The following is a 22,370-nucleotide window of genomic DNA, read 5'->3' on the forward strand; positions in this document are numbered from 1 at the left end:
GTATCCCAAGTCATACAAAAAAACACACCCGGATCGTCTGAAAAATCTCAACAATCCGGGTGCAGATCTTCTTTAATACATTTTTTTGCGTCTGTCTTCCTCAGTCAAAAATTCAACAAAACTCCGCATCGCAAAAGGCTCTTCCTTTATTTGTCGTGCGTAGGAGCTTTTCCGCTCTTCTGAAAGGATTTCGCTCTTTTTGATCCTGTTCAGCATATAGATGTGAACCGTTTTTTGGATTTGTTTATGCTGATAGCCTGCCTCTTTAAAAAATGCGAGCCCGAGCGCCGCCAAAAGGGCGAATATGCCTGCGCTGATCAGGGACTCCCTGTCAGCTGAAGCATGAAATAGAAAAGCAGCTAAATTAAAGAGAGAGAATGCAGCAAGCGGAATAGCAAGAAAACGGTAAATGACGGTTTTTTTCATGAAAGGCTGTACGGCCTTTTGAATTTTTTGCATTTCTGTTTTGATGAACCCCGGCATTTGTTCGACTCTGTAAAAGTTCATATAATCCTCCCCCTTTATTTGATGTTTCAAGCTTCACGAACGTTATCATATGTGTTTATTTTAACGCAGGTGCAAGCTGGTTTTAAAGAAATCTGCCCGTATTTTTCACGAAGAATCTGGATCGCCGCTCTTTATTCTTTTAAAATGTGAGTGTTATAATTTGTAATGGGAATCAGATCACTGTTATTCATGGAATACTAATGGCAATCTTCTTGATAAATATGAATGAGCGGGGTTACAAAGTGAGTATTTCTTCCATCCTTTTATCACTTTTTTTCATTTTAAATATTCTTTTGGCCATCATTGTCATCTTCAAAGAACGGCGCGATGCCAGTGCATCTTGGGCGTGGCTGCTTGTTCTTTTCTTTATTCCCGTTTTAGGCTTTATTTTATACTTATTATTCGGCCATAATCTCAGACGCAAGCATTTGTTTCAATGGGAAGACCGGAAAAAGATTGGAATTGAAAGGCTGCTGAAGCATCAGCTTGAAGATTTAGAAACCAAGCAATTTCAGTTTAACAACCGGGCAACCTTTGATAACAAAGATTTAATTTATATGCTGATTATGAATAACCATGCTGTGTTTACAGAGGATAATTCAGTTGACGTCATTACAGATGGACGGGATAAATTTCAGCGGCTGCTGAGTGACATTTCAAAGGCTAAGGATCATATCCATTTACAGTATTATATTTATAAAGGCGATGAATTAGGCAAAAAATTGCGCGACGCTCTCATCCAAAAGGCGAAAGAAGGTGTTCAGGTCAGAGTGCTTTATGATGAACTCGGGTCCAGAACGCTGAGAAAAAAGTTTTTTAAAGAGCTTCGCGAGGCTGGCGGGCATGTGGAGGTCTTTTTCCCGTCAAAGCTCAGGCCGATTAACCTGCGGCTGAATTACCGGAACCATCGAAAGCTTGTGATCATAGACGGTATGACCGGTTATGTCGGAGGTTTTAACGTCGGAGATGAGTATCTAGGGCTTAATCCGAAATTCGGTTATTGGCGGGATACGCATATCCGGCTGCAAGGAACGGCCGTGCACGCCATCCAAACACGGTTCATCCTTGACTGGAACCAAGCTTCTCATCACCATACGCTGACATATATTCCAAATCACTTTCCTGATTACGGCCCAAAAGGCAACGTCGGGATGCAGATTGTCACAAGCGGCCCTGATTCGGAATGGGAACAAATTAAAAATGGCTACATCAAAATGATTTCAAACGCCAAGCGTTCCATTTTGATACAAACACCTTATTTTATCCCAGATGCAAGCCTGCTGGATGCTTTAAGGATCGCTTGCCTTTCGGGCATTGACGTTAACATTATGATTCCGAACAAGCCCGATCACGCCTTTGTATACTGGGCGACACTTTCGTATATCGGCGATCTGCTGAAAGCCGGAGCCACTGTCTATATTTACGATAACGGCTTTATTCACGCGAAAACCATCGTGGTGGATGACGAAATCGCTTCAGTCGGCACAGCGAACATTGATGTCCGAAGCTTCAGACTGAATTTTGAGGTTAATGCATTTATATACGATATCACCATTGCTAAAAAACTGGTTTCAACTTTTAAAGAAGATTTGCTAGTATCCAGAAAATTCACCTATGAGGAGTATCTGCAGCGCCCGTTGTGGATTCGAATAAAAGAATCCGTCTCGCGGCTGTTGTCGCCGATCTTATAAGATGCGCCAAAAACCCCCGGCCTTTACGGCCGGGGGTTTTCCTGATGGTCACAGTAAATGATGATTGCCTCCCGCAAAAAAGCGGCAAGACCTTCTCCATATTGATTGATTGAATCGGTAAATCGCTCGTCAGTGATATACACTTCCCCGAGTCCTCTGAAAATGTCGAGTGTGCAATCGTAATGATATTGGCAAATATGATCGCGAAATGCCCCCACTGCGGCCTGAACCTCTGCATCATCGGGCCCATGCTTCATTCGCGCCGCAATTCGTCTGTAAATCGAATCAAATTCAGCCATGATCGTTCGCCAATCATCTGCCGAGTATGCAGATGTCCTTTTCTCTGTTTCTTCTGCGATTTCCTTTCCATACAGCTTTCTGACTTCATCAGCGTATGTCTGCTGGTGCTCTTCAATGTCTTTCATGCTTAATCCGGCAAATAAATCCCTCTTATTCATCGTTTCCCCTCCATCAACGGACAAAAGCGTCCTGTCAATTGTTTGAATCATCTCATCCATTCTTTGTTTTTTCTTCATCAATATCTCCTTTTGCGACTGAAGTGCCGCTTTCCGGTCAAAATTCGGATGATCCAGCATCTCTTTAATCTCATCCAGACGAAACCCGATTTCCTTGAAAAATAAAATCTGCTGCAGTCTTTCCAGGTCTGCGTCACTGTACAAACGATACCCAGCATCAGTAAGCGCTGAAGGATTCAGAAGCTCAATATTGTCATAGTGATGAAGCGTCCGAATGCTGACACCTGATATCTCCGCCACTTGTTTAACTTGATATTTCATACATAACACCTCCTCTTTTTTATCGTAAACAATCACGCAACGTTAGGGTCAATCCCCAAAATGTTATTTTCTATATACAAAACTTCTCACAAATAGTGTATAAAAGAAAAGTGAGTATTTTTTTGTAAAGGGGAGCCAGTATACATGAATCCTGAAACAATGAACAAAACCCTCATCAGCATTTCGAAATGGGGAAAAGCTACAGGCATTTTATTTATTATTATGGGCGCAATTACCGCGCTTTCAGGCGCGTTCATTTTTCTAATCGGTGCCGTGCCAGGCGTACTGCAAATTATTTCCGGTATCTTTTTGATGAGGTCAGCTAGGGAAGCAGGCCAAATGGCTGAACACAATAGCGGACAGTCTGAAGACTTAATGCTGGAGAATTACGCGAAATTCGTAAAGATGCAAGGGATTTATTTGATCGTAAGCATTGCTGTATCCATTCTTGCGATTATCGCCTTCTTCATCTTTTTAATGCTTGGGATTGCTGACGGCCTTTTCAGCGATACGTACAGCACTTATTAATGAGAAAAACCCGGAGCTGGGGGACTGACCCCCGTTTTTGAGACAGGGATCAAAACACCTTTTAAACAGCCAATTGCCGATAGTTTATCGGTGATTGGTTGTTTAGTTTCGTTTGAATACGAATATTGTTATAATAATGAATGTATTCTGTGACAGTGCGTTCTACGATGGCGGTCGTAGTACGATCAATGCTGTTCAGATAGAACGTTTCAGACTTTAATGAGGAATGAAACGATTCGATGGTGGCATTATCAGCGGGCGTCCCTTTGCGGGACATGCTCATGGTAATGCCTATTGTTTTAACAGCTTTCTGATACTCGTAAGATGTATACACAGATCCTTGGTCACTATGTAACACGCAGTTCTCGGGAAGTGTTGGCAGCTGATCAAGTGTATTTAGAACAAAATCTGTGTCCTGTTTATCTCCAATCGTAAAAGCAATCACTTCTCCATTGTATAAATCCAATATACTGGAAAGGTACAATTGTTTCTGTCCATAAGGCAAATAAGTGATGTCCGTTACTAGTTTTTCAAGAGGGCGATCAGACTGAAAGTTCCGATCCAATATATTATCGACTACGGCATATGGCTGCCCATTCTTCTTACGCTTTTTCACCTTAACTCGGCACTGCCACTGATTTTCCTGCATAATACGTTGAACCGTTTTATGGTTGATACACATTCCCTTTTTTAATATGGCTGTGATTTTCCGATATCCATATCGATACTTGTGCTCTCGGCACAACGTGCCGATTTGTTTTTCCAAATGGCGCTTGGGATGATCTTTCGTCAGATTCTTCTTCCAACGATAATAAGACGCACGTGAGATACCTAAATGAACACAGATATCCTGCACGGTCATTGTGCTGTGCAATACTTCTACAAGTTCGACTGACGTTTCGCTATCAACTTCCTTTCCAATTCGTTGTACTTTTTTAAAACTTCATTCTGTTGTCTCAGATAACGATTCTCTGCCTGCAGTTTCTCTAATTCGGAAGAATACTCCGGACCTTTTCCGTAAGTGTATTGCTTTCCAACAGGCTGTTCGAATCGATGTGTATCCCCAGCCTTATGCCATCTAACCCATGTCTGAACCTGTGTCTTATTCTTAATATTCAATTTCTGCATGATCTCTTTCATAGGCACGCCTGCCAATCTCATTTCTACAGCCTTCTGTTTAACTTCAACCGGATAACTCACTCTTGTCCCCATAGAAAAAACACCTCCAAGTCTAATTTCGGATAACAATCATCCGTTTTCAAACTTGAAGGTGTTTTTATTTGTTTCATCTTATGGGGTCAGTCCCCTGGCTCCGGGTTTTTTATTATTCCGCTTCGCTTACCACTGTGAAGCGTTCATTTTTGTGTTCAGGATGTTCAAGCTCATCCAACACGGCAATGGCATAATCTGCATAGCTGATATAGCTGTCGCCTTTTGCATTTACGATGACATTGTCTTTTCCTTTTTGGTAAGAGCCAGTCCGTTTTCCTGCTGGATCAAAAAATGCCGCAGGACTGAGGAACGTCCAGGAAATGGAGTCTGTCTGCTGCAAATCTTTCAGGTTCTCGCCTTGATTTGATGCAGTTGGCAAATATTCTTTTGGAAATTCCGGCGTATCCATTAAACGGGTTGTTTTGGCTTCATCAACAAACAGGCTTCCCGCTCCGCCAACAACAAGCAATCTTGTGTGCTTCGCGTCCTTTAAGATGCTGATGAGTGCTCTTCCTGCTTCAACATGAAGATGTTCTTGGCCGGGTGCTGCTCCAAAAGCGTTTACGACTGCGTCGAAAGGCTTGATGTCTTCCGCAGTCAGTTCAAACACATCTTTTTCCAAAACCGCTACGTCCTGCTCCTGCACTTTTGAAGCGTTTCTGACGATGGCTGTCACTTCATGGCCTCTTGTTTTCGCTTCTTTCAAAATCTCGTTTCCCGCTTTCCCGCTTGCGCCTATAATACCAATTTTCATTTTTCATTTCCTCCTCATTTGTAACAATTTTAGTTACATGTTAACGGTGAGAAGTCATCCCTTTTGATTAAAAGAGATGATTCATAACATCTTTTAATGACTTGCTCGCCAGTTCATTTTCCATCGCTCTTTGCACACTTTCAAACGTTTCATCCAGAGCGTTCTGAATTTTTTTCCCTACCGGACATTTCGGATTCGGGTTTTCATGAACCGCAAAGAGTTCTTCTTGCTTTTGGACAGCCCGATACACTTCTAAAAGAGAAATATCAGCAGGATCTTTTTTGAGGCTTGCACCCGGCACCCCGGCGCGTGATGTGAGAATATCAGCTTTTTTCAGCAGGCTGATCATTCTTCGCACAACTACCGGATTTGTGTTGACACTGTCAGCAATGATTTCTGAAGATGTTTTTTCATCCATCGAGATGAGGGATAAAATATGAATGGCAACAGCAAGACGGCTGTTAATCATGTTTTTTCACCACCGTTGTAACTATAATAGTTACATTTGATTCGTTTGTCAACATCTAATATACACTAAATACACGGGTTTTGTGCACCGTTTTTAGTCAATAGATCGGCCGGATGCACTCCGGCCGCGTCTTATCAGAATAAGAAATATCTTTGTCCAAGGGGGACATAATCGACAGGCTGGCAAGACAACTCCTCCCCGTCAGCAAAGACCTGATAGGTTTTTGGATCAATCTCAATCTTCGGCAAAGCCGAGTTCAGCTTCATATCCAGCTTGCTCAGCTTTCTGATATTTTTGACTGGAGAAATCCTTTTTTCCAGCCCTAAGCTTTCCGCTACACCACGCTCTATGCTTGCCTGAGACATAAATGTAATCGATGTTGAGCGGTTGGCTTTTCCGTAAGACGCATACATTTGGCGCATGAAAACCGGTTCAGGAGTCGGGATGGACGCGTTCGGATCTCCCATTTGCGCACGTGCAATCATGCCGCCCTTTAAGACCAGTTCCGGTTTTACGCCGAAAAATACCGGGTCCCACAGAACGAGATCAGCAAGCTTCCCTTTTTCCACCGAGCCGACCTCATGGCTGAGCCCGTGCGTAATTGCCGGATTAATCGTGTATTTGGCAATGTACCGTTTTGCGCGCACATTGTCATTCCCGTTTTCGCCGGCAAGAGCGCCGCGCTGTTTTTTCATTTTATCGGCTACCTGCCATGTTCGGATGATCACTTCTCCGACCCGCCCCATCGCTTGGGAATCCGATGATGTCATGCTGATCGCACCGATATCATGGAGAATATCCTCCGCGGCAATCGTCGCCGCCCTGATTCTGGAATGGCTGAACGCCACATCTTCAGGCACTTTCGCATCTAAATGGTGGCAGACCATCATCATGTCAAGATGCTCATCCATCGTATTAACGGTATAAGGAATGGTTGGCGTTGTAGATGACGGCAGAATGTTCGCGTAAGAGGCGAGCTTCATAATATCCGGGGCATGGCCGCCGCCTGCCCCTTCTATGTGATAAGTATGAATGACCCGGTCCCCGATCGCGTCGAGCGTGTTTTCCAAAAAGCCCGCTTCGTTAATCGTATCGGTATGGATGGCAACTTGAATATCAGCCTCGTCCACAACTTCCATACACGTTTTAATGGCGCTTGGCGTCGTGCCCCAGTCTTCATGAAGCTTAAGGCCGATGGCGCCCGCTTCCACCTGCTCGATCAGCGGCGCTTTATCGGATGCATTCCCTTTTCCTAAGAAGCCGACATTGATCGGAAACTCCTCGGCCGCTTCCAGCATCCTCGCCATATACCACGCCCCGGACGTACATGTTGTCGCTTTGCTTCCTGTAGCGGGTCCTGTTCCGCCTCCCAAAAGGGTCGTCACACCTGAAGAAAGCGCAACTTCCATCTGCTGAGGACAAATAAAATGAATGTGCGTGTCCACTCCCCCAGCTGTTAAAATTTTGCCTTCACCGGAAATCACCTCTGTCCCCGCTCCGATGACCATGTGCGGATCGACTCCATCCATGATATCAGGATTTCCGCTTTTTCCGACACCGACAATCCGGCCGTCTTTCACACCGATATCCGCTTTGACAATGCCTGTGTAATCCAATAGCACGACGTTGGTGATAACCAAATCCAAAGCGCCGTCCTTCCCTGTGATTCTGCCGTTTTGGCCCATGCCGTCGCGGATTGTTTTTCCGCCGCCAAAGATCATTTCTTCACCATATACTGTGAAATCCTTTTCGACTTCGATCCATAAATCCGTGTCGCCCAATCTGATTTTATCGCCCGTTGTCGGGCCAAACAGTTCCGCATATTCCTCCCGTGACATTTTCATCGGATTACACCCTCCATCCAGCCGGCTTGTTTTAAGTTGGCCAACGTTTTTTCTTTGCCGCGTTCATCGATAAACGTGTCGGCCATTCCGTTCAGCCCTCTAATTGTCTTGCGCCCTCTGATTTCCACTAGTGAGACCGTTTTCTGCTCACCCGGCTCAAAACGGACCGACGTGCCTGATGGAACATCAAGACGCATGCCGATCGCCAGCTCACGGTCAAATAATAAAGCCCCGTTGGCCTCCGCAAAATGAAAATGCGAGCCGACTTGAATGGAGCGTGATCCGGTGTTTTTTACCGTTACCTCCCGTATCTCACGGCCTTCATTAATCGTAATGGTTCCCTCAGCAATTTGAAATGCTCCCGGCTTCATGACTTCACCTCCGCAGAAATTGGCTGATGTACCGTAACAAGCTTTACTCCATCCGGAAATGTGGCCTCCACCTGAATGCTGTCCAGCATCTCAGGCACACCCTCCATCACATCTTTTTCCGTTAATACATGGCGGCCGGCTTCCATCAGCTCTGCTACTCCCTTCCCATCACGTGCGCCTTCCATAATAAAGCAGGTGATATAAGCAGCAGCCTCAGGATAGTTCAGCAGAACGCCCCGCGCCTTTCGCTGTTTGGCTAATTCCCCCGCTGCAAAAATGAGCAATTTTTCTTGTTCAACCGGTGTCAGTTTCATCTGTAGTCCTCCTTCTTTTGTCATATAAAGCAGATGCGGTTACTACGAATTTGCGGAACAGTCAGGCGGGACATCACCTCCCTTTCTTCGAGAATGGGGGTCATACGGTAAGATGCCTTTCAAAGCGGCATGCCGTTTCTTCATCAGCCTTGCCATGGTCAACAACCGTTCCCCTGTCGATCACGGAAAGATAGTGAGCACAGATTAACGTGTTTTCCAGACTGCGCTCGACTAAGATAACAGAAATGTCTTTTTTTCTGGGAATTTCTATAATAACTTGTCTGACTAGTTCGACAATTAAAATCTAAATTCCTTCCAATGGTTAATCAAGTAAAATATTTTTCGGATTTACCATCAGCGCTCTGGCGATTGCAAGCTGCTGCTGTTGACCGCCTTTTCGTTTTGAACAAACGTTTGATTAAAACAAATAGCCCCCCTGTTTAGCCGGAAGCAGGCCTATGAAGTGGATTGGCCGACTCCATTTCGGCCTAATACAGCGACAATCTGCCCCGGGTGAACCTCCATGCTGAGGCTGTGCTAAACCATCGATTGATCATAACCAGACGTTACATTCCTGATGGCAGCCCGTTGTTTTGCTCCGCAACCGGAAGCATGGCATGGAGGCCAGTCTGAGGCGCCGTCCTCCACGATACCGAGAACCCGACTATTGCCATTTACTCCGCAGCATAGACGGTCACTTCGCTGATCGCCACCGTTCGGCTTAACGAGTGAAGAATCCCGACCTTCACTGAATCCCGCTTGTGTCGATATTAACTGTTTTTTCGCACTCCCGCTGGCTTCCGACACTTTCTTCGGTGCAGTACATTCCGTCATCAAAACCCCTTTGTTTGATTTCTCCAAATGATGTTATAAAACTTTACAACTTATGTCATTATTATATAGAAGAGGCCTATTAATTCAAAGAATATTTAAAAAATTTAGTTACCTTGACCAAATCAGTTTCTTTTTTTGTTATATTTATTCACATCAGAAAAAGCGAACAAAAAAAGACAAGAAACATTTCGTTTCCTGCCTCTTCCGTACGATTAATCTTTATCTGAAAATTTATCCTTGGCTTTCCCGATATCCTTTTGGATTTCGCCTTTCGCCTTATCTTTTTTGCCTTCAGCCTGCATGTCCGTTCTGTCAGCCATATCTCCGACTTTATCCTTCACTTCTCCTTTGGCTTTATTGAAGCCGCCCTTCATTTTGTCTTTTACACTATCGTTACCCATGTTAATTCTCCCCTCTCAATTATGTGTGTACTTGTTACCTTCCCGATCTGAGAGGCAATAAACATTCTAATGTTATTTATCGATTTCGTAGCGCTCTCCGTAACGGAGCACCTTGTATATCGCCAGCCCGTCTGATGACTTTTTCTCCGAATATCGGACCGGCAGCAGGGCAAAAAACACATAATACGTAGAAAAATAGACAAACTGATAGAAAAACACATTCGGCTTTAATACACTGTGTATAATCAGCAGATTGATTGCAAAAATCGTGATGAGGTTAAACAAGCAGCCCCCTGCATACACGAGTGCATGTGAGAATCGATTGTCAATTTTCAACTCCCCGTACCGGCAAAAAGAATCGATAAAATAAATCGTTCTGAACCGTATGGGTCCAATTTTAAGCAGCGTTTTTCCCATGCCTATATCCAACGATCCTTTTCCGCCAAAAATAAAAGCCATAAAGCTGTGCCCTGAAACATGTATAATCTGTACAAGCGGCAGAACAATGAGGAAAGACCACAGAAACTTCACCATATCATTAAAACCAAACATTGAATTCCCCCTCACGTGCAGATCTGCATCCCAAAACGGCTTTTGTTCAAAAAACAGTGCTGTAGCGATTTTTCCTGTTCTCCCCGGAAATAAACGTTCCGATGCTCCCCTTTTTTTGCATAAAAAAAACCATCTGCCAGCAGATGGTTTTGTCTCATACTTCATATAAGCAATCGTTCCTTTGAATCATCTCTCTCATGCTGACCGCTTTTTCATAAAAATACACCGCTTCTTTATATTGTTCGCGATGACTGAAATAGGAGGCAGCATCTAAAGCAAATTCTTCAATATATACGTACAGGCCCTTTTCTTCCATATAATTAAATACTTCTTGAATCATATCCAAATTGACAGATTCCACATATAAAGCCTGCAGAAATTTATATTTTGCCAGACTGAAGAAGTCGTTTCGTTTTTGGGCAATGGCAATCCCTTTTTCATAGTACCGCATCGCGGCTTCGCTATCTTGTTTTTTGAAAAGAACGCGAGTCAGGCTGAAGAGCGCTTTTGGAAGCTGTTCCAGCTGATAATCCTCGAAGACAGGAAGCGCTTTTTCAAAGGATTCGGCGGCCTGATCCAGCTCCCCCTTGTCATCATAGCAATTCCCAATATTATAAAGGGCTGATCCGATCAAACGGGGCTGTCCTTCCAATAAAGCAAGGCGATACGCGTCATCTAAATGTTCAAGCGCTTTTTCATAATTTCTGTAGTCAATGTAGTTTCCTGATATGACAAAATGACATTGAATTCTTCTGACTCTGTAAAAATCATTAGCCTTATACGTCTCCAGCGCCTGTACGGCGTGGTTCATGGAAAAGTGCGTCTGCTTCATAATATAAAAGACTTCCGCCACTTTAAAATGAAATTCCGCTCTTTCAATTTCATCTTCTACAAACGCAAGCATCTTCTCAGCTTTCCGATAAAAGGATATAGCCGAGATGTAATTGTTCTGTTCAAATTCGTACATTCCTCTAAACAAGTGAAAATAATACTCAGATAATCCGGAGATGCTGTCCTGATTGCTTTCCAGCGTTTTGATCAATTCACGATATTGAAGCTGAGATTCCTCGTGCAGGTCAGGCTTTACATAATCCAGCATAATTTGGTGCCGGTAGCTGATCAGCTGATAATACAGGAGAAGCAGCTGATCCTCTTCCATCTGTTCGATATCTAGATCAATTTCTTCTTTCAGCTTTACGGCATCAGCCACTTGAAATGCTAAAATGTGCTTATACCACTTATTGATTTTCACTCCTACTTGAGATGACGGGATCTCGTACGCGGCCATGCCCCTCCAACCCTTTCTATTTTCTAATTGGTTATATTTTATCATAATGTATGGCTTTGGAATTAAATTTTCTTACAATGATTCCTTCTTTATGCCTATCCTTATATATTTCGGTTTTTATACGTATTTTTTGCACTCGGATTCTAATAAAAAAAGCTTATCGGACAGTGCCGATAAGCTTTTGACTTCAAATTAACCGCCAATATAAGACATTTCCACTTTCTTTTTGCCAGATGCTTTTGATAGCGTACGATCGACTGAATACTGATCGATCCGATTTTTCCATACTGTCCCGATCATTTCTGATAGTTCGTCATCACTTAATTCCTGGCGAACCGGAGCTCTGAGGTCAAATCCGCTTGAAGCGAATAAGCAGGTAAACAGCTCTCCTCTCGCAGAAAGACGGGCTCTGTTGCAAGATCCGCAGAACGCATCAGATACAGATGATATGACGCCGATTTCTCCGGAGCCGTCCAAGTAGCGGAATCTGGAAGCCACTTCGCCTATATAATTAGGCGCTATCGGCTCAACCGGCATGTGTTCATTGATCAAATCTATGATTTCCGCCTTTGTCATGACGTCTTTCTTTTCCCATTGGTTGGTGTTGCCTACGTCCATAAATTCTATGAATCTCAGGATATGCCCTTTTTCTTTAAAATAACGGGCCATAGGCAGTATATCTTTTTCATTGACGCCCTTTTGAACGACCATATTGATTTTAACACCGAGCCCCGCTTGCTTCGCCGCTTCAATGCCTTCCAGCACCTTGCTGACAGAAACACCGCGCCCGTTTATCTTCTTAAAACGCTCGTCTTCTAAAGAATCAAGGCTGATCGTAACCCTTTTCAGCCCAGCCTCCTTGAGCCTCTTTGCATAAACAGGCAGCAGTGATCCGTTTGTCGTCATCGCGATGTCACGAATACCCGGTATGCGGGCCAGTTTTTTGATTAACTCCGGCATATCCTTTCTCATGAGGGGCTCTCCGCCGGTCAGGCGGATTTTTTCAACGCCAAATCTTGTGACAAACAATGTCGCAAGCCGTTCCAGCTCCTCAAATGAAAGCAGCTCCTCTTTCTTTAAAAAAGGATAATCCGGACCGAATAATTCGGCGGGCATACAGTACGTGCATCGGAAGTTGCAGCGGTCTGTAACAGAAATGCGAAGGTCTCTCAGCGGTCTGTTTCTTTTATCCAACATCTGACGCGACTCTGTAATCATAGCTACAGCCCCTTCCTATCCCCTGATTCTCTCAGGGTGTGTATATACATTAAATGATCCGTTTCTGACAAATCCAATCGCTGTGATATTCAATTCTTCAGCCATTTGAACCGCAAGCTCCGTCGGGGCCGATTTGGAAATGACAATCGACACGCCGATTTTGGCCGCTTTTAACAGGACCTCTGATGAGATTCTGCCGCTGAACACAATCAGTTTGTCACGTACGGACATCCCGTTTAGAAGGCAGTGTCCGTATAGTTTATCAAGTGCGTTGTGCCGACCGATATCTGTGCGCATCAACAGAAGCTTCTCTGTGTCGCAAAGCGCCGCATTATGGACGCCTCCCGTATCCTGAAACGTCCCGCTCCCTTGCTGCATGTCTTTCATAAGCGCCAAACATGCCTCAGGCGATATCTTGATTTGGCTGACAGCCGTCTTGGCTGTTTTGACATCCTGCTGAAAATAAAAATGACGGCCCTTTCCGCAACATGAGCCGATCACCCGTTTCGTATAATCCTTTTGATCCAATGTCTCAGGGTGAACGAGGTCGACATATACAAAACCGAGACTTTCATCTATTGTAAACCTTTTAATTTCTTTTTGAAATCGTATAACACCCTCTGATGCGAGAAATCCGATGACAAGCTCTTCGATATGCTCAGGCGTACAAACGAGCGTCACAAATTCACTGCCATTCAGTATCACTGTCAAAGGGAATTCCGTCACCATCCGGTCTTCTACTTTGCTTATTTCCCCTTGTTCATAGCGCCATACATCCCTGACCGCAGTTACTTTATCGTTCAATGTCTCTTCCCCTCCGCAATGTTCCTGCCTTTATATTTTTTCACACTCCTCGGATTTTGTCGAATTCTGAGACACAAAAAGAGCCCTCTATATAAAGGGCTTTCACAGGATGTGATGACGGCGGTGTTTAGGCAGGGCGCCTAAGCATTTAGCCGCCGTTCCTTTTATAACACGTGAGCACCAATGTGCATTGACAACGAACGCGGGGTTTGTCGACACGCTGAGACACCTCTGTATAAAGGACTCTATGTTTGATTATGCTGATTCTTTTTCAGAACCGTAAACAGCACAATAGCTGCGATCAAGGTGAGAATGCTGACAAAAAAGAAGGCTGCCAGTTTTAGAAGAACACCAAGCAATATGAATGCAACGGTGGCTATAAGAAAAATCATTCCGAATAATTTCATATGTTCAACCCCTTTTTAGGGTATCATTCCCGCCCAAACTGTTTTTAAACCAATAAAAAAAGGCGCCTGGGGGAGCGCCTGATCTTTAGGTTCCTTACTCAGTAAATTTTTGTGCTTCTTTTTCCCAAGCCTGTTCGAACTCATCCGCACTGTTCGCTGAAATATATTCTCCGCCGCCAGCGACAGCTGCTTGTTTCATCTCTTCATTACCCTTGACATCAAAGTTGAAGCCAATGATGTTTACAATCGTATCCACATTTGATGCACGGAGCTTTTCGATTTCTGCCGCAGGGTCTCCGCCGCACGTTTCTTCACCGTCAGTGATTAAATACACCACGTTTTTCCCGTCTGCGTCAAATGCTTCAAATTCTTTTCTTGTGTCTGCAAGTGCTTTGGCAATCGGTGTCCATCCAGTCGGCTTGAGCTCACTCAATGAATTGTCAAACAGAGACCCTTCATATGGATGAAGGCCGTAAATGGTTTCCGTCGTACTGCACGAAAGGGCTTTACCGGACAGTTTATTGTTCCCTGCATGCCCGAAAACGCGAAGCATAAGATTTGTATCCTTCGGAAGAAGTTCGGCAAAAGATTTTACTGATTTTTTGGCAATGTCTATTTTGCGCTCTCCTCCTGTTTTTTGAACCATGCTTCCGCTTCCGTCAAACAAAACAGCTACATTTGTATCAGCCTGTTTCTCAGCGGCAAAAGACGGGGAGGCAATGGAAACAGTCAACAATCCAATGATACCGGCAGCCAGCAACTTTTTCATATGATTACTTCCTTTCTTTTTCATATTTTCCAACTATATGTTGGATTCTTCTTTATGCTAGAATACGAAAATGCAAAAAGATATAGGACATGCTGCCTTTTGTGCTGCTTTCACGATCTGTCCAAAATCGCTTGAAATGCCGTTCATTTTTAGCCATTTCCACCCAGAAAGCATAAACAGATTGTGTGAACATTCATTCTTTTTTCGCCTTGATTATGACAGAAAAACGGAAATCTGCTACTATGCTACAGGCAGACAGCTAATTAGTTTTGAAGTTTTTGTTACATACAAAAAGAGGCTGACCATCACCAGCCTCTTTTTTCTTATTTAGATAACATTAGTGATTGCTGAGTGAAAATTTTCTCAACATCTTTTTGGGTATAAGCCGGGAAGTATTCACCGCCGCCTACTTTCGCAATTGCGTTCAGCTGGCCTTTGTATCCCTCTTTATAATCAAAGCCGATCACATTAACAGTGATATTGTCTTTTTGCAGTTCCTTTGCTGTTTTAATCGGGTTTCCTCCGCACGTTTCCTCACCGTCTGTCAACAGATACACCACTTTTTCCCCTTTTGCATCAAGCTGGTCAAAAGAAGATTTCGCCTCGTTCAGCGCTTTGGCAATTGGCGTCCAGCCAGTCGGCCCAATTGTATTGAGAGAATTGAGGAAGCTTTGCTCGTTAAAGCTTTGGAAGCCGTATACGTTGCGAATGGCTTCACATGACTGAACTTTTCCGGAATTTTTATTGTTTCCTTCAGAGCCAAACACGCTCATTTTCACCTGAGTTCCTTCTGGCAGTGAGCTCGCAAACTTTGAAATTTCTTTTTTGGCTGAATTAAATTTAGATACACCGTCTATTCTTTTCGCCATACTTCCGCTGGCATCAAGCAAGACCGCCACGTTCGCCGGCGCTTTAGCCTCCGTTTCTGTCTTTTCAGCTGCAAAAGCAGGTGAAGTTAATCCAAAAAGCAATCCTGTCATCATGATCAGTGAAAATCTTTTCTTCATGTTCGTACCCCTTTACCAATTTGTTTCTGCGTGCAGATGTTCAACGCTGAACATAATCTATCGTAATCAACAAAAACCGAGAAATAAATAGGGCGGGCTTCCCCATTGCTGTTGTTTACTTTTGCATAGAAACCTATGTTTTTATTAGTGATTTCCACCTAACGCCCCTATGAAAAGAGAAGATTGTCCGCCTTTCGGCTTTCGTTATATGAGTCTGTCGAAGTCTGTCGACAAATGTGGATGACTTTACCACAATCTCAAAGCCTGAAATCAGGAAAAAAGGACTGATCCTTAAAGACGGTCAGAAGCTCCTCTAAACCGTTTCAGCTGCTCTTAGATAAAAGATATTCAGGAACAGAAAAAGACGCCCAATGAGCGTCTTTTTCTACTTTTTCGCCATATATTTATTCAAAAACGCATCTGCCTCAGAAATTTGTGTGCCTTGGTAATAGTACTTTACAATGTCATCAACCGTTTTGCCTTCTTTGGCCATAAAATTCGCTCCGTATTGGCTCATCCCCACACCGTGGCCAAATCCTCTCGTCGTGACTGTAATTGTGTCTCCATTCCGCTTCCATTCAAAATCGGCGGAGTTGAGACCCAGCTTTTCACGTATGTCTCTTCCTTTCAGCGTCTTGCCGTTAATGACGGCAGTTGCGACCTGGTGGCCCGGTGTCTCGCCGGTAATCTTCCCTACTGCGCTAGATCCATCCAGCTTGACGCCAAGCTTTTGCTGAAATTCTGCCGCTGTAAAGGTTTTCGTTGCCATATATTTCGGAGACTTTTTATCCCAAGGGCTTTTGACGCTTTTTAAATATGGGATAGCACTTGTCCAATAAGCTTCTGCATTCTCTGTGTAGCCGTTGCTTGTGGAGAAAAAGGAGGCTTCAATCGGCTGGTTGTTGTACGTTAAGATTTTGCCTTGCGTACTGGCTACCGCAGCTGTGATTTTCTTCAGTTTTGTCTCATAGCTTGTGCCCCACTGTTTTTTCAGCTCCGCTTTGTTTTTATACACCTGGAACATCTGTGTATCATCCACCAATGAGCCTTTAGGAGCCTCAACCGCTGAATTCGATACCATCAGTCTGACAATAAATGTTCTGGCGGCGAGGGCCTGGGCTTTCAGTGCTTCAGATTCAAAGGTTGCCGGCATTTCGGAGGCGACGACTCCAATCACATACTCTTCAAGCGGAATGTCTTCTACGGATTGATTTGCGGTTCGATAGACGGGAATAGAAACAGGTGATGCTTTCAATGTTTCTGCTCCTTTCGATGCTGGTTTCGTGCTGACTGCTGTCTTTTCTGATTCTACGCTGGCCCCCGCTTCCTTATTATGCTGGAATGGTATAACCAAGAGTGTGGGAACCAAGAGAATCAATGCACATAGTACGGATAGTGTGATTGCGAATTGTTTCATATTCAGCTGCCTCCTGCTCGGGATTCGACTCTAGTCTAGTCTATGGGCAGGGACAAGCTAATATGACTCTCGTTTTGGACAGAAACTTTATTTGTCATTTACGTATTCTTTTTTGCTATTTTGCGCATAATGATGATAATACACAAAAAATAAAAAACCAGTATGCCAGAGTGACATACTGATTTTCAAGTAAGTTTATGCATTTAAGTCAGAAACGACTTCTTTATTCTCTTGCTCAGAAGCAGACTCATCATTTACACGTTCGATGTCTGCGCCCAGAGCTGCAAGCTTCTGATGGAAATCAACGTAACCGCGGTCTAAGTGCTTCAATTCAGTAACACGTGTGTGACCTTCAGCCACTAACCCCGCAAGAATCAGCGCTGCACCTGCACGCAAATCAGTCGCTGCAACTTCAGCTCCCTGAAGCTGTACAGGACCGTTAATGATGACAGAACGTCCTTCAATCTTGATATCACCATTCATACGGCGGAATTCTTCCGCATGCATAAAACGGTTTTCAAAAACGGTTTCTGTAATCATGCTTGTGCCGCTTGCACGAAGCAGAAGCGCCATCATTTGTGATTGCATATCAGTCGGGAAGCCCGGGTGAGGCATTGTTTTGATGTCAATCGGTTTAAGTTCTTTCGGGCCGATGACACGCAGACCTTCACCTTCATCCTTAATCGTTACACCCATCTCTTCCATTTTTGCAATTAAAGAGGTGAGGTGTTCAGGAACCGCTCCTTTTACTAATACGTTTCCTTCAGTGATTGCAGCAGCAACCATAAATGTGCCCGCTTCAATGCGATCAGGAATAATATGGTGTTTTACGCCGTGAAGCTTTTCGACTCCTTCAATTTTGATGGTGCCGGTGCCAGCTCCGCGGATTTTTCCGCCCATGCCGTTGATATAGTTTGCTAAATCAACGATTTCGGGTTCTTTTGCCACGTTTTCCAGCGTTGTTGTTCCTTCAGCTAGAGCGGCTGCCATAATCAGGTTCTCTGTAGCTCCTACACTTGGGAAGTCCAGATAAATTTTTGCGCCTTGCAGTCGGCCTTTTACTTCAGCTTCAATGAAGCCATTACCGACTTTGATTTCTGCGCCCATTGCTTCAAAACCTTTTAAATGCTGATCAATCGGTCTGGAACCAATTGCGCATCCGCCCGGAAGTGCAACTCTTGCATGACCTGTACGCGCAAGAAGCGGCCCCATGACAAGCACAGACGCACGCATTTTACGAACATATTCAAAAGGTGCTTCAGTTTGCAAAGCGTATGAAGCATTTACAGTCACTTCATTATTTTCAAAATGCACATCTGCTCCTAAATGACGCAACACTTCGTTAATTGTATATACATCGGAGAGCGTAGGTACATCACAAATTACGCTTTTTTCTTCACTTGCTAATAAAGATGCAGCGATAACAGGTAAAACGGCATTTTTAGCGCCTTCAACTTTGACTGTGCCGTTTAACTTCTGACCGCCGCGGACGATGATTTTTTCCAAGGTATTCCCCTCCGCGTCCCTAAATTCTCTATATTAATATTCAGTCGTAACGATTGGTGTGCCAACCGTAACGGTATGTTTTCCGCCCATTCCTGCACTTCTAAGTGCAATTTGCAAATTCATTTTATGTTTCGAGGTCATAATGTACTCTTCCCACTCATCTGTAAACGCAGAAATAGAAACGAAATTTGGCTCAACTACATGTTCTACTGATCTTGCTTGAAATTCATTTAATAACTGATTTGCTTTTTTTTGCAAAACAATATTCATATTATCATCTAAGTGACCATTTAGACAAGTAAAAATAACTACTTTTTCTTGGAATATCCCAAGTGTCTCCCGTTCAAACTGTTCATATGTATCATTCCAGCTATCCGGTGTCTCTAGACTCATTTGCTCATATAATAAATACGAAGTTGGATTGTGTTTTTTGAGGGTTGTGACAAGCTGCAGTCTAAAAGAAGTACGATTTTTTTTGTCAGTATATGTGCCAATTGCCTTTATCATTTTATCTTCCCGTGCAATCACCCAATCATATTGACGATACTCTGATTTTAAACGTTGCACTTTTTGATAAAATTCTTTTTCGGTCAGTGACATGTTTTGTTTTGCATGCAATGTCCACTTATCTATTGACACATCTTGGCGTTCCATCCCCTCTGCCATTTGTGCTAACGGCGTTAATTCACTCGCATGAATGGTATGGAAAACAGCAATGACGAAGCTTAACATGACGGAAATGATAATAGCGTGGCTTACTTGTTTTTTCTTCATGTTCATCTCTCCCCCTTATCCCCAGTTTTACCGGAGGCAAGAGGCGCCATACGTAAAAATCTTCGTCAAAACTCGAGCTATTCGCTTCAACCCGCTTCTCCCAACCATTTAATGATAATAATGTTCAAAACCTATTAAAATAGATAGGGAAGCTGCTGTGAATAATTGAGATAATCTAAAAAGAAATTGGCAACGGCCGTTCCAATGGCAATTGTCAGCAAAATCATCAGGAGTCTTGCCTGCACGACTTTGCCTTTTTTGATTAACGGATCTATATTGACGGCTTGCAACGCCCACCAAGTCACTGCTATAAAAATCAGGTGAACGACAATGCCGATTGCAGCCTGCTGTCCCAATACACTCATCTATTACACTCCTTTCTCTGCGTTCATACCCTTTCTTATTATATAAGAAGCACAGATAAAGATGATACATTTTATACAGAACGGAATAATCACCCAAATCTAGGGCTAATCCCCGCTTAAAGTGCGATTCTTTTACATGGTATACTTTATTGGAAAGGAGCTGGCAAATGTGAATCATTCTTTTTTTTCAGCCTGAAAAGCAATATGGTGAGGACCTGCCAATTTTTGATCAGGAATGGGAAGCAATTGCATTCTATTATGATTATAGACAGTCACAGATTGAAGAACTGAATGAATTGTGTCAGTTTTTTAACATTTCTCTTACCTATACGAGAGAAAGCCTTGAAGAGCTTGAAAACCTTTATTTTCAAAGTATACAAGAGCTTTTGCTTGCTGATTGGAATCTTCCTATTGAAGAATTCGAGAAAATGATCAGTGTTTATCTTATAGATTGCGTGATTGCCCGCCATGAAGATGCTGAATGGGTTGTAAAACCTTATCCCTATAAAGACGGCGCTTATACACTTGGCTTTAGAAGACATCGCAAATCGTGGCATACAATGAATACCTGTGATGGTTTATACCTGCGCCAAAAAGAGGATCGCCCGCTGTTGTCGCTGTTTGATTCTCTTGTGCGTTCATAAAAAAAATCCTTCTCATAAAGAGAAGGATTTTTTCTTATTTCCCTGCTACATCCAATCTGTTCAAAGCCCGCTGTAACGCAAGCTCAGCCCGACGAATGTCAGTATCATCTGATTGAGTATTCAAACGCTCCTGCGCCCGCTGGCGTGCAGCTTCAGCGCGCTCTTTATCGATGCCTTCTGCTGTCTCGGCAGCCTGGGCAAGGATGGTGACATGATCAGGACGGACTTCGACAAATCCGCCGCTGACGGCAACCATTTCAGTCTGCCCGTCTTTTTTCAGACGGACAGCGCCGATTTTAAGAGGAGCCACGGTTGGAATATGGCCTGGCAAAATACCGAGATCGCCGCTTTCGGCTCTCACACTCACCATTTCGATATCCGCATCGTATACTGGGCCGTCGGGAGTAACGATATTGACTTTAACGGTCTTCATGCTTTTACCCTCCTAGGACCAGATTAAACTTCTACACCCATTTCTTTTGCTTTCTCAACAACTTCTTCGATACGGCCTACAAGACGGAACGCATCTTCTGGAAGATGGTCGTATTTACCGGCTAAGATTTCTTTGAAGCCTTGTACCGTCTCTTTTACAGGCACGTAAGAACCTTTTTGTCCAGTGAACTGTTCAGCCACGTGGAAGTTCTGAGAAAGGAAGAACTGGATACGGCGTGCGCGGTGAACGACAAGTTTGTCTTCCTCGCCTAATTCATCCATACCGAGAATCGCAATGATATCTTGAAGCTCTTTGTAACGCTGAAGCGTTGACTGTACTTCACGTGCAACCGCATAATGCTCTTCTCCGACAATTTCAGGAGCAAGGGCGCGTGATGTAGATGCCAACGGATCAACCGCAGGGTAAATACCCATTTCAGTTAATTTACGCTCAAGGTTTGTTGTCGCATCCAAGTGAGCGAACGTTGTCGCCGGCGCCGGGTCAGTGTAGTCATCGGCAGGCACGTAGATCGCCTGGATAGATGTAACTGATCCAACGTTCGTAGACGTGATACGCTCTTGGAGCTGACCCATCTCAGTTGCAAGCGTCGGCTGATAACCAACCGCTGAAGGCATACGGCCAAGAAGGGCTGAAACCTCTGAACCCGCTTGTGTGAAACGGAAAATGTTATCGATGAAGAACAGTACGTCCTGTCCTTGTACATCACGGAAGTGCTCAGCCATTGTAAGGCCTGTCAAAGCAACACGCATACGTGCGCCCGGCGGCTCGTTCATTTGTCCGAATACCATGGCTGTTTTGTTGATTACACCAGAGTCACTCATTTCGTAGAAAAGGTCGTTCCCTTCACGAGTACGCTCTCCTACGCCGGCGAATACAGAGATACCGCCGTGCTCTTGCGCGATGTTGTTGATTAATTCCTGGATCAATACGGTTTTACCTACACCGGCACCACCGAACAATCCGATTTTACCGCCCTTAATGTAAGGAGCAAGCAAATCAACAACTTTAATACCTGTTTCAAGAATTTCAACTTCTGTTGAAAGCTGATCGAATGAAGGCGCCTGTCTGTGAATCGGATCCTTTTTCGCATCCGCAGGAACCGGCTCATTCAAATCAATATTTTCTCCGAGAACGTTAAATACACGTCCAAGTGTTACATCACCAACCGGTACTGAGATTGGCGCTCCTGTATCTACAGCTTCCATACCGCGCTGAACACCATCCGTAGATGCCATTGCGATTGTACGGACTGTATCATCACCTAAATGAAGAGCGACCTCAAGCGTCAAATCAATACCTACTTCGTTTTCACTTGCAGCTGGCTGTGAAATTTTAATCGCATTATAAATTTCAGGCAAGTGACCGTCTTCAAAACGCACGTCGACGACCGGTCCTAATACCTGGCTAACGCGTCCTTTCTTCATCGCTATCCCTCCTGACAAA

The 22,370-nt window shown here is 43.9% G+C and carries 25 protein-coding genes and 3 pseudogenes; 3 read left to right on the forward strand and 25 right to left on the reverse strand.

Annotated features, from left to right (window positions below; translation table 11 throughout):
* Nucleotides 1–72: 72 nt before the first annotated feature.
* The gene (locus AC0OMA_RS18665) at nt 73–507 is read right to left on the reverse strand and encodes a DUF5392 family protein (RefSeq protein WP_003244359.1); all 435 of its coding nucleotides are present in this window, start codon (nt 505–507) and stop codon (nt 73–75) included.
* Between the two features lie 242 nt (nt 508–749).
* Here AC0OMA_RS18665 and cls point away from each other — a divergent pair, with 242 nt between their 5' ends.
* Nucleotides 750–2,198: a cardiolipin synthase gene (cls, locus tag AC0OMA_RS18670; protein WP_003243311.1), complete on the forward strand. Its 1,449-nt coding sequence runs from the start codon at nt 750–752 to the stop codon at nt 2,196–2,198.
* Nucleotides 2,199–2,221: 23 nt separating this feature from the next.
* On the opposite strand, the gene mta is transcribed toward cls, so the two are convergent.
* Nucleotides 2,222–2,995 carry a transcriptional activator Mta gene (gene mta / locus AC0OMA_RS18675; protein ID WP_015483809.1) on the reverse strand — a complete coding sequence of 258 codons (774 nt, stop codon included), beginning with the start codon at nt 2,993–2,995 and terminating at the stop codon, nt 2,222–2,224.
* 144 nt (nt 2,996–3,139) lie between these two features.
* On the opposite strand from mta, the gene AC0OMA_RS18680 reads away from it, so the two are divergent.
* Nucleotides 3,140–3,523 carry a DUF5362 family protein gene (locus AC0OMA_RS18680; protein WP_014478231.1) on the forward strand — a complete coding sequence of 128 codons (384 nt, stop codon included), beginning with the start codon at nt 3,140–3,142 and terminating at the stop codon, nt 3,521–3,523.
* A 61-nt stretch (nt 3,524–3,584) separates the two neighbouring features.
* Here the strand turns inward: AC0OMA_RS18680 and AC0OMA_RS18685 are convergent.
* From AC0OMA_RS18685 to AC0OMA_RS18785, 21 genes and pseudogenes are all read right to left on the reverse strand, one after another.
* Nucleotides 3,585–4,735 (reverse strand): IS3 family transposase gene (locus AC0OMA_RS18685; RefSeq protein WP_181220398.1). Its coding sequence is split into 2 segments (ribosomal slippage): nt 3,585–4,462 and nt 4,462–4,735, totalling 1,152 coding nucleotides; the frame shifts between segments, so codons are not numbered across the junction.
* Between the two features lie 112 nt (nt 4,736–4,847).
* Nucleotides 4,848–5,489, reverse strand: a complete 642-nt coding sequence (locus tag AC0OMA_RS18690; protein WP_015714860.1) for an NAD(P)-dependent oxidoreductase — start codon at nt 5,487–5,489, stop codon at nt 4,848–4,850.
* Between the two features lie 67 nt (nt 5,490–5,556).
* Nucleotides 5,557–5,958, reverse strand: coding sequence for an Rrf2 family transcriptional regulator (locus AC0OMA_RS18695; protein ID WP_003227734.1), 402 nt, complete (start codon nt 5,956–5,958; stop codon nt 5,557–5,559).
* Between the two features lie 134 nt (nt 5,959–6,092).
* Nucleotides 6,093–7,802, reverse strand: a complete 1,710-nt coding sequence (gene ureC / locus AC0OMA_RS18700; RefSeq protein WP_047183328.1) for an urease subunit alpha — start codon at nt 7,800–7,802, stop codon at nt 6,093–6,095.
* Complete coding sequence (ureB, locus tag AC0OMA_RS18705) at nt 7,799–8,173, reverse strand: urease subunit beta (RefSeq protein WP_003227726.1); 375 nt, start codon at nt 8,171–8,173, stop codon at nt 7,799–7,801. Before ureB ends, ureC begins: the two co-directional genes overlap by 4 nt.
* Nucleotides 8,170–8,487: an urease subunit gamma gene (ureA, locus tag AC0OMA_RS18710; RefSeq protein WP_003227724.1), complete on the reverse strand. Its 318-nt coding sequence runs from the start codon at nt 8,485–8,487 to the stop codon at nt 8,170–8,172. The genes ureB and ureA overlap by 4 nt, the downstream gene beginning before the upstream one ends.
* A gap of 158 nt (nt 8,488–8,645) precedes the next feature.
* Nucleotides 8,646–8,806 (reverse strand): annotated as a pseudogene (locus AC0OMA_RS18715) (hypothetical protein).
* Nucleotides 8,807–9,108: 302 nt separating this feature from the next.
* Nucleotides 9,109–9,321: pseudogene (locus tag AC0OMA_RS18720) on the reverse strand (urea ABC transporter substrate-binding protein); the annotation flags it as partial.
* A 212-nt stretch (nt 9,322–9,533) separates the two neighbouring features.
* Nucleotides 9,534–9,722 (reverse strand): stress response protein CsbD, encoded by a 189-nt coding sequence (gene csbD, locus AC0OMA_RS18725; RefSeq protein ID WP_003227718.1) that lies wholly within the window; start codon nt 9,720–9,722, stop codon nt 9,534–9,536.
* 72 nt (nt 9,723–9,794) lie between these two features.
* Nucleotides 9,795–10,274 carry a hypothetical protein gene (locus AC0OMA_RS18730; protein WP_026113664.1) on the reverse strand — a complete coding sequence of 160 codons (480 nt, stop codon included), beginning with the start codon at nt 10,272–10,274 and terminating at the stop codon, nt 9,795–9,797.
* Between the two features lie 154 nt (nt 10,275–10,428).
* Nucleotides 10,429–11,562 carry a response regulator aspartate phosphatase RapB gene (gene rapB, locus AC0OMA_RS18735; protein ID WP_047183329.1) on the reverse strand — a complete coding sequence of 378 codons (1,134 nt, stop codon included), beginning with the start codon at nt 11,560–11,562 and terminating at the stop codon, nt 10,429–10,431.
* Nucleotides 11,563–11,754: 192 nt separating this feature from the next.
* Complete coding sequence (gene moaA / locus AC0OMA_RS18740) at nt 11,755–12,780, reverse strand: GTP 3',8-cyclase MoaA (protein WP_015483814.1); 1,026 nt, start codon at nt 12,778–12,780, stop codon at nt 11,755–11,757.
* A gap of 15 nt (nt 12,781–12,795) precedes the next feature.
* Nucleotides 12,796–13,584, reverse strand: coding sequence for a formate dehydrogenase accessory sulfurtransferase FdhD (gene fdhD, locus AC0OMA_RS18745; protein WP_047183330.1), 789 nt, complete (start codon nt 13,582–13,584; stop codon nt 12,796–12,798).
* Between the two features lie 245 nt (nt 13,585–13,829).
* A complete protein-coding gene (locus tag AC0OMA_RS18750; protein WP_003227706.1) occupies nt 13,830–13,991 on the reverse strand; it encodes a hypothetical protein in 162 nt (53 codons plus the stop codon).
* Nucleotides 13,992–14,085: 94 nt separating this feature from the next.
* Nucleotides 14,086–14,760: a vWA domain-containing protein gene (locus AC0OMA_RS18755; protein ID WP_003243553.1), complete on the reverse strand. Its 675-nt coding sequence runs from the start codon at nt 14,758–14,760 to the stop codon at nt 14,086–14,088.
* A 52-nt stretch (nt 14,761–14,812) separates the two neighbouring features.
* Nucleotides 14,813–14,953, reverse strand: coding sequence for a hypothetical protein (locus AC0OMA_RS18760; RefSeq protein WP_181220254.1), 141 nt, complete (start codon nt 14,951–14,953; stop codon nt 14,813–14,815).
* 130 nt (nt 14,954–15,083) lie between these two features.
* Nucleotides 15,084–15,767: a vWA domain-containing protein gene (locus AC0OMA_RS18765; RefSeq protein WP_003227700.1), complete on the reverse strand. Its 684-nt coding sequence runs from the start codon at nt 15,765–15,767 to the stop codon at nt 15,084–15,086.
* Between the two features lie 385 nt (nt 15,768–16,152).
* Nucleotides 16,153–17,184, reverse strand: coding sequence for a stage II sporulation protein D (gene spoIID / locus AC0OMA_RS18770; protein ID WP_015384888.1), 1,032 nt, complete (start codon nt 17,182–17,184; stop codon nt 16,153–16,155).
* A 195-nt stretch (nt 17,185–17,379) separates the two neighbouring features.
* Entirely contained in the window at nt 17,380–18,690 is a 1,311-nt protein-coding gene (gene murA, locus AC0OMA_RS18775; protein ID WP_003227695.1) for a UDP-N-acetylglucosamine 1-carboxyvinyltransferase, read from the reverse strand.
* A gap of 33 nt (nt 18,691–18,723) precedes the next feature.
* Nucleotides 18,724–19,464 carry a YwmB family TATA-box binding protein gene (locus AC0OMA_RS18780; RefSeq protein ID WP_015483817.1) on the reverse strand — a complete coding sequence of 247 codons (741 nt, stop codon included), beginning with the start codon at nt 19,462–19,464 and terminating at the stop codon, nt 18,724–18,726.
* 134 nt (nt 19,465–19,598) lie between these two features.
* Nucleotides 19,599–19,829, reverse strand: a complete 231-nt coding sequence (locus tag AC0OMA_RS18785; RefSeq protein WP_003227691.1) for a DUF1146 family protein — start codon at nt 19,827–19,829, stop codon at nt 19,599–19,601.
* Nucleotides 19,830–19,998: 169 nt separating this feature from the next.
* On the opposite strand from AC0OMA_RS18785, the pseudogene AC0OMA_RS18790 reads away from it, so the two are divergent.
* Nucleotides 19,999–20,473: pseudogene (locus tag AC0OMA_RS18790) on the forward strand (hypothetical protein).
* Nucleotides 20,474–20,507: 34 nt separating this feature from the next.
* Here the strand turns inward: AC0OMA_RS18790 and AC0OMA_RS18795 are convergent.
* Together AC0OMA_RS18795 and atpD are read right to left on the reverse strand one after the other, a co-directional pair.
* Nucleotides 20,508–20,906, reverse strand: a complete 399-nt coding sequence (locus AC0OMA_RS18795; RefSeq protein ID WP_015483819.1) for a F0F1 ATP synthase subunit epsilon — start codon at nt 20,904–20,906, stop codon at nt 20,508–20,510.
* Between the two features lie 23 nt (nt 20,907–20,929).
* The gene (gene atpD / locus AC0OMA_RS18800) at nt 20,930–22,351 is read right to left on the reverse strand and encodes a F0F1 ATP synthase subunit beta (protein ID WP_003227686.1); all 1,422 of its coding nucleotides are present in this window, start codon (nt 22,349–22,351) and stop codon (nt 20,930–20,932) included.
* Between the last annotated feature and the right edge of the window lie 19 nt (nt 22,352–22,370).

This window comes from Bacillus sp. AMCV2, assembly GCF_056033925.1.